Annotated in this window: 6 protein-coding genes; 2 read left to right on the top strand and 4 right to left on the bottom strand. The window is 66.6% G+C overall.

Translation table 11 applies throughout. The features are described from left to right. Window positions 1-312 precede the first annotated feature (312 nt). Window positions 313-1,407, bottom strand: coding sequence for a membrane dipeptidase (locus tag J2W22_RS23435; RefSeq protein WP_307120680.1), 1,095 nt, complete (start codon window positions 1,405-1,407; stop codon window positions 313-315). A 206-nt stretch (window positions 1,408-1,613) separates the two neighbouring features. On the opposite strand from J2W22_RS23435, the gene J2W22_RS23430 reads away from it, so the two are divergent. Continuing rightward, on the top strand, window positions 1,614-4,493 hold the full coding sequence (locus tag J2W22_RS23430; RefSeq protein ID WP_307120679.1) for a TonB-dependent receptor domain-containing protein: 2,880 nt from the start codon (window positions 1,614-1,616) through the stop codon (window positions 4,491-4,493). Between the two features lie 88 nt (window positions 4,494-4,581). Here J2W22_RS23430 and J2W22_RS23425 read toward each other — a convergent pair whose 3' ends face one another. The 3 genes from J2W22_RS23425 to J2W22_RS23415 all read right to left on the bottom strand — a co-directional run bounded on the left by J2W22_RS23425 (window position 4,582) and on the right by J2W22_RS23415 (window position 9,173). Then, window positions 4,582-7,593, bottom strand: coding sequence for a TonB-dependent receptor (locus J2W22_RS23425; RefSeq protein WP_307120678.1), 3,012 nt, complete (start codon window positions 7,591-7,593; stop codon window positions 4,582-4,584). A 90-nt stretch (window positions 7,594-7,683) separates the two neighbouring features. Further along, a complete protein-coding gene (locus tag J2W22_RS23420; protein WP_307120677.1) occupies window positions 7,684-8,640 on the bottom strand; it encodes a FecR family protein in 957 nt (318 codons plus the stop codon). Next, entirely contained in the window at window positions 8,637-9,173 is a 537-nt protein-coding gene (locus J2W22_RS23415; protein ID WP_307120676.1) for an RNA polymerase sigma factor, read from the bottom strand. Before J2W22_RS23415 ends, J2W22_RS23420 begins: the two co-directional genes overlap by 4 nt. A gap of 136 nt (window positions 9,174-9,309) precedes the next feature. On the opposite strand from J2W22_RS23415, the gene J2W22_RS23410 reads away from it, so the two are divergent. After that, on the top strand, window positions 9,310-10,185 hold the full coding sequence (locus J2W22_RS23410) for a metallophosphoesterase (RefSeq protein ID WP_307120675.1): 876 nt from the start codon (window positions 9,310-9,312) through the stop codon (window positions 10,183-10,185). Window positions 10,186-10,383: the final 198 nt, after the last annotated feature.

The raw sequence follows: 10,383 nt of genomic DNA, 5'->3' as shown, positions 1-10,383 counted from the left end.
GTTCCGTCAGGAGCACCGCGTCGGTGGAGTGGCTTCTATGCCCGACCTCCCCACCCGTCAACAGCCATTCGCAACTTTCTGTCTTTTTTTAGAAACCTAGTCGGAAAATCCATATATAACAGTATGTTCGCTATTTTTTGAAGGTCATCAAACTGTCGCTCAAGGCGCCGAATCGGCCGAATCAGAGGTCGAATCGGGGGTGAATCGGCGAATCCGGGATACGATTTCCGCCCATGAAACTGCGCAAGCACGCAGCTATCGGGGGTTTTCGCGCTATAAGGACGCGACATCGCGCCCTCCCGCTGCCCGGCCTTAGCCAAGCACGTCGGTCAGCAGCCTTTTCCAGTTGCCGCCCATGATCTTGTCGACCTCCCGCGGCCGGAACCCGTCCGCCTCCAGCGCCCGGGCGATCCGGGCCATGCGGTCGATCCGGTTGAGCGCGGGAATGACGACATGCTCGGGCGTCCAATCGAACCCCGGTACGCCCTGGCCCCGCAGCGCCCGCCACCATCCGAGATACTCCTTCACCCCTGCCCCATTGTCATTGTGGAGCTTCACCAGGTTCGCCTGACCGGCCATCGGGAAGTCATTGGCGACGCCGACCGCGTCGATCCCGCCAACCTGCACGACATGGCGGATCTGCGCGACATAGTCGGCAACGGTCGGCGGGTTCCGCCGGGTGAGCCAGAAGCTCATCATGAAGATGCCCATCACCCCGCCCCGCCGGGCAATGGCGCGGATGACCTCGTCGGGCGCGCAGCGCGGATGATCGACGATCGCCCGCACTGCGCCATGGCTGAGCGCGATCGGCGTCTTCGAGCGCTCCGCCGCCTCGAGCATCGTCGGCACCGAACCGTGCGAGACATCGGGCAGGATGCGCAGCCGGTTCATCTCGGCCAGCCCCTCGATGCCGAGCGGCGTAAGGCCGGTCTGCCGCGTCTCGAGCGCGCCGCCGGCGAACAGCGTGTCGTTATGATGGGTGAACTGCAGGACCCGCAGGCCCTTGCCGTGGAAATAGGCGAACCGCGACAGGTCGCGCTCGACCATCTCGGTAGACTGGAACTGGAGGAACACCGCGCACCCCGGCCGCGTCCCGATCTCGCTGCCCTTGCGCGCCAGATAGGCATAGGGCGACTTGCGCAGCCGCTCGACCGCCTTGTCGATCGCCGGATCATTGGCCGCGAAGTTGCGGCTGTAGCGCGGCACCCCGTCGGCTCCGCGGACCTCGATCAGGTCGGACACATCGGCGATCATCCCGCCCAGCCCGGCGCCTTGGATCTCGCGCATGTCCTCGGGCAGGAAGCTGAGGGAGTCGAAGAATAGCCGGCTAGGCCTGGGCTGCTTCGCCAGCGCCGGCGCCGCAAGCGTCGCGGCCAGTGCGCCCGCAACCGATCGTCTCGTCCACATCCCAGGTCCTTCCCGTCATACCTTCTGCCCGGCCGGGCACACATGCCCGCGATCCTGCCCGTTCCGCGCGGATTTGCCCGCAGAAAATGTTTCGCCGCCGCAAAGGAACCCTGTCTAGCAATACTCTACTAAATCAGTGGAAATTAACCGACATGCGTCCCCAGGGGCAGGCAAGAGCCCGGGCACGCACATCAAAAGGAGGAAAAATGGATCGGGTCCCCCATAATCGCCGTCGCTGGCTTCTCGCCGCAACCTCGCTGGCCGCCAGCTTCTCGTTCGCCGGCATCGCATCGGCGCAGGACACGCCGGCAGCCGCCCCACAGGATGCGCCGGCAGGCAGCGAGGACAATCCCATCGTCGTCACCGGATCGCGCATCGCCCGCGCCGACTTGGCCGCGACCGTGCCCGTCGCGGTGGTGAACAGCGAGGAAATCGCGCAGACCGGCGCCGCCAACATCCAGGACGTGCTCGCGGACCTGCCCGCGGTCGGCCAGAACATCAGCCGCACCTCGACCAACTTCGCCACCACCGGCAACGGCCAGGCATCGGTCAATCTGCGCAATCTCGGCTCGTCGCGCACGCTCGTGCTCGTCAATGGCCGGCGCTTCGTCGCGGGTATCCCCGGCACGTCGATCGTCGACCTCAACAACATCCCGACCGACCTGATCAAGCAGGTCGATGTCGTCACCGGCGGCGCCTCGGCGGTCTATGGCTCGGAAGCGATCGCGGGCGTCGTCAACTTCATCCTCGACGACGAGTTCCAGGGCCTGAGGCTGCACGCCCAGGCGGGCCTGTCCGACAAGGGCGATGCGGGGCGCCAGCTCGTCTCGGCGACCGCCGGTACCAGCTTCGCCGACGGACGCGGTCACATCGTGGTGGCGGGCAGCTATGACAAGGACAACGGCCTGCGCTCGCGCGACCGCGGCTTCTCCGCGACCGACAATCCCAACCGCAGCTCGTACAGCGCGCAGGGACTGTTCAGCCCGAACGGCAGCTTCGCTCCCGGCGCCGGCACGCTGACCTTCGACGCATATAACAATGTGAAGAACTATCAGAGTGCCAACATCGACGGCTACAACCGCAATGCCGATCGCTATCTGGGGCTTCCCGTCGAGCGCTATCTCGCCTCGAGCCTCGCCAAGTTCAGCTTCTCGCCGGCGGCGACGGTCTATGGCGAGTTCACCTATGCCAAGTCGAAGTCCAACAGCAGCCTGGAGCCGCAGGCGGTGGCCTCGACCGACCTCGTCTATGCGGACGGATCGGCGTTCGGCGGCATCCCGATCACCAATCCGCTGATCCCGACGGCGATCCGCGACGCGATGGTGAGCGCCGGGGTCACTGCCCTGCCCTTCCGTCGGCGCTCGAACGACATCTTCGACCGCAGCAATCGGAACGACCGCGAGACCTGGCGCGCGGTAGCCGGCGTGCGGGGCGAGCTTTCGCCGTCGCTGAACTACGACGTCTATTATACGCACGGCGAGACGCGCGACGTCACCCACTCGGGCACGGTCTATGGCCCGAACTATGCCAATGCGCTCAACGTGGTCGCCGGGCCCAATGGCCCGGTCTGCGCGATCAACGCCGATGCCAATCCCAACAACAACGACGCGGCCTGCGTGCCGCTCAACATCTTCGGCTTCAACACGGTCTCCGCCGCGGCGGCCGCCTATGTCACCCGGAACGGCGAGCAGAGCCGCTACGAGGCGCGGGTGAAGCAGGACGTGGTCTCGGCCACGCTGTCGGGCGACCTGTTCAAGCTGCCGGGTGGGCCCTTGGGCTTCGCGGTCGGCGGCGAATATCGCCACGAGAAGAGCACTGAGGATTTCGACGAGGCCACCAATCTCGGCCTGACGCTCGGCAACCAGCTCAGCGACACGCGCGGCGCATATAATGTGAAGGAAGGCTTCGTCGAAGTCAGCGCGCCGGTCCTCGCCGACCTGCCCTTCATCCACCGTCTGAGCTTCGAGGGCGCGGCGCGCTATGCCGATTACTCCACCGTCGGTGGGGTGTGGAGCTGGAAGGTCGGTGGCGAATGGGCGCCGGTGCGCGACCTGCGCTTCCGCGGCGTCTATTCCCGCGCCACCCGCGCGCCGAACATCTCGGAACTCTATTCGGCGCAGAACGAGACCTTCCCTGCGGTCGTCGATCCCTGCGACCAGCGCCGCGGCGCGGGCGACGGTGCCCCGATCTCGCTGACCAACCTGCCGGCCGCCTGCCTCGCCAATGCGGCGATCGCCAGCGCCGCCGGGGCGGGCGGGTTCGTCTATTCCACCGCGCAGATCCAGAACATCAACGGCTTCACCGGCGGCAACCCGAACCTGAAGCAGGAGACGGCCAAGACGCTGACGCTGGGCGGCGTGTTCGAGCCGCGCTTCCTGCGCGGCTTCAGCCTCACGGTCGACTATTATGATATCAAGGTCGAGAACGCGATCGGCATCATCGGCCAGCAGACCTCGCTCAACGAATGCATCAATGGCGGCGGCCAGGCGATCTTCTGCAACAACATCGTCCGCGACGCGACCGGGCATCTCGAGAGCGTCAACGCGATCAACCTCAACACCGGTTCGTTCCAAGTCTCGGGGATCGACACCCAGGCGCGCTATGCGGTGCGCTTCTCGGGCGAGGCGAAGCTCGACCTCAATGTCCGCTGGACGCATCTGCTGAAGCAGCAGCAAACCTCCTATCCGGGCGGCCCGACCCAGGACGAGCTGGGCCAGCTGGACTGCTATGCCTGTGGCCGCCTGGGCACGGGCTTCCGCGACAAGGTCAATGTCTCGGCGACCTTCGCCCTGCCGGGCGCCTCGCTCAACTGGCGGGCCAATTACCTGTCGTCGGTGGTGGACGATCTGACCGCGATCAATCCGATCCGCACCGGCGCCTTCTGGTATCACGACGCCCAGCTGCGCTTCAACGCGGGCGAGAAGAGCCGCTATTCCTTCTATCTCGGCGTCGACAACATCTTCGACAAGACGCCGCCGGTGTTCGGCGACACCAGCCTGGTCACCTTCCCGGGCACCCAGACCTCGGCCAACACCTACGACCTTTACGGCCGGCTGTTCTATGCGGGCGTGGATTTCCGTTTCTGACGGAAAAAAGCCCCGGGCGGCGAACCGCCCGGGGCCTGGCGAAATCGCCGGCCGGAATGCGCACCGGCCGGCGATCCACACGCCATGATCAGAATTCGGCGCTGAAGCCGAAGGTGAAGGTACGGCCGCTCGTCGTGTAGACGTCGGGGCGATAGGCATCCACGCTGTCGAACTGACGGATCGGCTCGTTCGTCAGGTTGATGCCCTCGGCGATCAGGCGGATGCCGGGGCGGATGTTCACATGCGCCTGGAAGTCGACATTGTTCGTGCCGCGGATGCCGCTGCCCGAATTGGTGATCGCGGTGCCGATGCCGGTCAGATACTCGCTGCGATAGGCATCCGAGACGCGCACGCCCCACAGCTTGTTCTCATAATAGAGCGTCGCGTTGAACGCCCATTTCGAGAGCGCGTCGAGTGGCAGGATGCGCGTGGCGCGGTTTGCCCCGGTGCCATAGATGGCGGTGCGCTCGCCATCGAACCAGGTGCCGTTGGCGACGACGCCGAGATGCTTCAGCGGACCGGGCAGGAAGGTGAAGTCGTGCTGGAACGCGACTTCGATGCCCTTGATCTTCGCACCGGGGCCGTTGACCGGCTGCGAGACGTCATAGGGCGTGCTGGCGTCCTGGCCCTGGATCAGCAGCGACAGCGGCAGGCCGGTCTGCCCATAGGGCATGGTCGTCGTCGCGGTGGTGATGAAGCTGTCCATGTTCTTGTAGAAGAAGCCCACCGACGCGAAGCCGTGCGCGTCCATGTACCATTCCACCGAACCTTCGACCGAAGTCGCCTTGTACGGCTTGAGGAACGGGTTGCCGAGGCTCAGCGAGCCGCCGTTCGGGCGCGTGGTGATCGAGCCGGCCGCAGCCAGGTCGCCTAGGCCCGGACGGTTGACGTTACGGCTCGCGCTGAGGCGCACGACCACGTCCTTGGCCACGTCCAGCGCGACATTCGCCGCCGGCAGCCAGCCGCTGCTGTTGGTCTCGATCGACACCGGCACGAAGCCCGCGCCGGTCGCGAGATGGCCCGACGAGGTCAGGTCGGTCGAGTAGTAGCGCAGGCCCGCATTGGCACGCAGCCGCATGCCGCCCACCATGGTGTCGAGATCGACCTGGGCGAAGCCGGCCCAGGTCTGCTCGTCGACCCGGTAATCGCTACCCGCCTGCAGGTTCGCCGCGGTCAGGTTCCGCTTGTCGCCGATCAGCGCATAGATGCCGTCGACGTTGCCGACGATGTACTGGAGCAGCGTGTCGACACCTACCGTGTTCTTCAGGTCGTTCGGGACGGTGGTGAGCGTCGGGGTGTTGTGGAACACCTTGTTCACCCAGGTATAGCCGCTGTTGATGAAGTGCTTGTACTCGCCGCCGGCCTTGAAGGTCAGCGCGTCGTTGAGCTTGTAGGCGGCGTCCAGCTTGCCATTGGCATAGCTGTTGGTGATCTTGTTCTCCTGCACGTCGAGGCGCTGGAGCTGCCAGTTGTTCGGATCGGTCAGGCTGATGCCATAGGTGTTGACCGGGATCGTCGGGCGCATGTCGAAGCTGAAGGCGGTGTTCTTCGCTTCCATGAACACCTTGTCGAACACCGGCTGGCCGAAGTCCGACTGCTCATAGCCGCCCAGCGCGTGGATGGTCAGATTCTCGGTCGGGTTCCACTCGGCATTGGCCACGCCCTGGTAGAAATCGGTGTGGTTCTTCACGATGTGGTGCTCGGAACGCAGGTCGATGCCGGTAAAGCTCGCCGCGCGCAGCGTGTTGGTGCCGTCGACCACCGCACTCTGGATGATCTGGGTGCCGTTGATCGTCGTGCCGGTCAGCGGGTTGGCGCCGGCGGTGGCGAGCGCATAATCGTCACGATAGTCCCACAGCCGCCCGTAGAGCAGGTCGACGTCGATCTTGAACTTGTCGCTGGGGCGATATTGCAGCGCGCCGGTGATGCCCAGGCGCTTGCGATCGGTGTACCAGCTCGAGGGCGACTGGGCGGTCGACTGCCACACGCCGTTCAGCAGCTTGGTGCGGGTATCGGCGTCGATGTTCGGACCGATGTTCGCCGCGGCGTACTTGGTCAGGCCCCAGCCCCAGTTGCGATAGCCATATTCGTTGCTGCGGATCTGGCTGTAGGCGACCGAGACCAGCGCGCCGAACGTGTCCGAATGGGTCGAGGCGAGCGCGACGATACGCGGGGTCACGCCGCTGGTGTTGGTGTTGGTCTGGCCCTTGGCCGAGACGACGAACTTCGAGCCGGCATAGTCGAACGGACGCGCAGTGGTCAGCTGCACGGTGCCGGCGATGCCGCCCTCGTCCTGCTCCGCCGCATAGGACTTCTGCACGGCGACGCGGTTGAACAGTTCCGAGGCGAACAGGCTGTAGTCGAACGAGCGCGAGCGGCTGACGCCACCCCGGTTGTCCATGCCTGATGCGGTGTTGCCCAGCACTTCCATGCCGTTGAGCTGGGTGCGGGTGAAGTCGGCGCCCAGGCCGCGCAGCGCGATCTGGCGGCCTTCGCCGCTATCGCGGGTGATGGTGATGCCGGGAACGCGCTGGAGCGATTCCGCCAGGTTCAGGTCGGGAAAGGCAGCGATATCGGTGGCGACGATGTCGTCCTCTGCACCGACTGCGCCGCGCTTGAGGCGCTGCGCCTCGGTCAGGCTCTGGCGAAAGCCGGTGACGACGATGTCGGTCGCCGGCTCCTCGGCCTGCTGCTCCTGGACATAGGCGGGTGCGGCCTCGGCCACCGCGACCGGACGCGGAGCCGTCGCCACCGTGGTCGGGCGCGGTGCCGGCGCCTTGGCTGCCGGCTTCAGCACCACGACGCTGCCGCGCATCGAGGCGACCAGGCTAGTGCCGCGCAGCAGCTGGTCGAGCGCCGCGCGGGTGGTCAGCGCGCCGCGCACCCCGGCGGTGCGGCGGCCGGCGACCGCCGACGGCGCGACCACGACCTGCAGGCCGGTGACGCGCGAGAATTCGGTGAGCGCGCCGCGCAGGTCGGACGCCGCGATATCGAACCGCATCGCCCCATTGGCCGCCGCCCCCGTCGGCTGGGCCTGCGCGATGGCCGGCGTCGCCAGCGCGATCGCCAGCGAGAACAGTGAAATCCCCTTGGTAGTCATGTCTTCCTCCGCTCCGGCGCGATTGCGCCTCCGAGCGGAAGACGGGTGCGCGGGGCCATCAGGACAAAAGAATTTTGTTGCAGTGCAGCGTCACTCGGATGACGGTTTTGCGTCACCCTCGCCGCCTGCGATCAGGCGCAGCTGGTCGCGTTCGCGGGCGACGCGGAAGCCATAGACTTCGCCCATCGCGCCGAGCAGCTCCTCGGCATCGTCGAGCTTGAACCGGCCGGAAAGCGGCAGGCGCGCCAGGCTCGGCGGCGGCGGCGCGATCAGCCGGCCGCCACGCCGGTTGAGCGCCTCGACCAGCTCGCCCAGCACCATGTCGTCGGTGTCGACCCAGGCCTGGCGCCAGTCCTGCTGGCGGGTGTCGAAGCGCACCGGCGGCACCACCGTCCCGCCCGAATAGCTCGAGCGCCAGCCGGCCGGCACGACCACCCCGTCCTTGCCGCCATCCGCTCCGCCGAAGCGCACCTTGCCGCGATAGACGGCGAGCTTCACCGAGCGCTGGCTGAGGTCGATCGAGAAGGCGGTGCCGAGCACCCGCGTCGTCGCCGCCCCCGCGCGCACCGTGAACGGGCGCTGCTCTTCATGCGCGATGTCGAAATAGGCCTCGCCCCGTTGCAGCGCGACCGAGCGCGAACGCCCGTCCATCGTCACGTCGATGCTGGTCGCCCCGTCGAGCTGGATCTTCGAGCCGTCGGCAAGCGCCACGGTGCGCTGCTCGCCGCGCTTGGTCTCGATATGCTGGACGACCGGCACCCCGGGCTCGAACAGGCCGCTCTGCCAGGTCCCGATGCCGACCGCGCCGACCAGCACCGCCGCGACGCCGGTGCCGAGCGCACGCCGGCGCCTGTCGCGCATCGCGCGGACCTCGTCGTCGGAAAGCCGGCCGATCGCGGCAACCGCGTTCAGCGCCTCGCCCAGCGCCGGATCGTCGAGCACCGCCTGGACGTCGCCCGCGGCTTGGGGCGGCCGCTCGGCAAGCACCGCATCGTCCTCGCGCATCGCCCAGTGCGCGGCTTCGCGCAACGCGGCGCGGCGGGTCATGCCCGGCCTCCCGCCGGCAGGCCACGACGTTCCAGCGCGTGGCGAAGATCGGCGAGCGCGCGGGTGCAATGCTTGTCCACCGCCGCCTGGGTCATGTCGAGATCCGCGGCGACCACCGCTCCGGGCACGCCGTCCAGCCGGCGCCTCATGAAGATCTCGCGGCGCAGCGGCGGCATCGCCTTCAGCGCCCGCACCAATATGTCGACCCGCTGGCGATAATCGAGCACCTCGTCGGCGCGCGGCTGCGGGCAGGCAATGTCCTCGGCCAGCTCGGCCGCAGGCGGCAAGGCGCGGAGCCGGCGAAAATGATCGTGGACCAGGTTGCGCGCCACCGCGAAGCAGAAGGCCCCGGCATCGGCGATGTGCCGCTTGCGGCGATAATCATAGAGCCGGACATAGGTTTCCTGGACGATGTCCTCGCCCTCCACCCCGTCGCGCATCCGCCCGGTGACGAAGCGGTGCAGCGCCTGGCGCAGCGCCATGTCCTCGGCAGCGCTTGCCCGCCGATCGGCCACCGCGGTCATCTCGTTCATGACGCGAACCTGCGCATCTTGCCGTCCCCGGACCCTGGATCGTTGCGATTCTCGGCACCCGCCTAGGCCGAGTCCGTGAAGCGCGGATGACACACTTCCCCCTTAAGCGACCGGCGACTCTATTTTGGGGAATGAGATGCGCGTCGTGCTGTTGTCGCTCGCACTGCTGGGCCTGACCGCGAGCGGGCCTGCGCCCGAGCGCCCGCAGTTCAGCATCGGGGCAATCGCCGACGCGCAATATGCCGAGGAAGCCGATAACGGCCAGCGGCTCTATCATACAGCCCCGGGCAAGCTCGCCGCCGCGGTCGCCGACTTCAATCGCCAGAAGCTCGATTTCGTCGTCCATCTCGGCGACTTCATCGACAAGGACTGGGCGAGCTTCGATGCGATGCTGCCGATCGTGAAGCGCTCGCGCCATCCCTGGCACTTCGCGCTCGGCAATCACGAATTCTCGATCCCCGATGCCTACAAGCCGCAGCTGCCCGCCAAGCTCGGCATGCCGGCGCGCTATTACAGCTTCGAGCGCAAGGGCTGGCTGTTCGTGGTGACCGACGGCAACGACCTGAGCAGCTATGGCTGGCCCGAGGGCAGCCCACAGCACAAGACGAGCATGGAGGCGCATGCCCGGCTCTATGCCGACAAGCCGCTCTGGGACGGTGGCATCGGCGACACCCAGCTCGCCTGGATCGACGCCCAGCTGGCCGGCGCGGACAAGCGCGGGCTCAAGGTCGCCCTGCTCTCCCATTTCCCGGTCTATCCCGAGAACCCGCACAATCTGTGGAACGCCGCGGCGGTGATGGCCGTGATCGAGCGCCACCCCTCGGCCAAGCTCTGGCTCGACGGGCATAATCATGACGGCAATTACGGCCGCCATGCCGGGGTGCATTATGTGAACCTGAAGGCGATGCTCGATACCGAGAGCACTTCCTATGCCCGGCTCGACTTCTTCCCCGACCGGATCGAGCTGCGTGGCACCGGCCGCCAGCAGGACATGGTCCTGCTGCTGCGCTGATCCCGATCCGTCGAGTCTCGCCGCCGCTGCGGCGCAATCCGGATAATGGCTGGCCACACGGCGATCGTACGGTCGCCGGCCGCTGCTCCGTGCCCGGCGCGCTCAATCTATTTTGATCATTGACATGAGCGAAAAAGAGCGAGATTGAATGATTGTGGAAAAAGTCGCCGGATGAGCGATCCCACCGGCGGAGGGCAC

This window comes from Sphingomonas kyeonggiensis, assembly GCF_030812785.1.
Taxonomy (GTDB): Bacteria; Pseudomonadota; Alphaproteobacteria; order Sphingomonadales; family Sphingomonadaceae; genus Sphingomonas; species Sphingomonas kyeonggiensis_B.
This window is presented reverse-complemented; position numbering and strand designations above follow the sequence as displayed.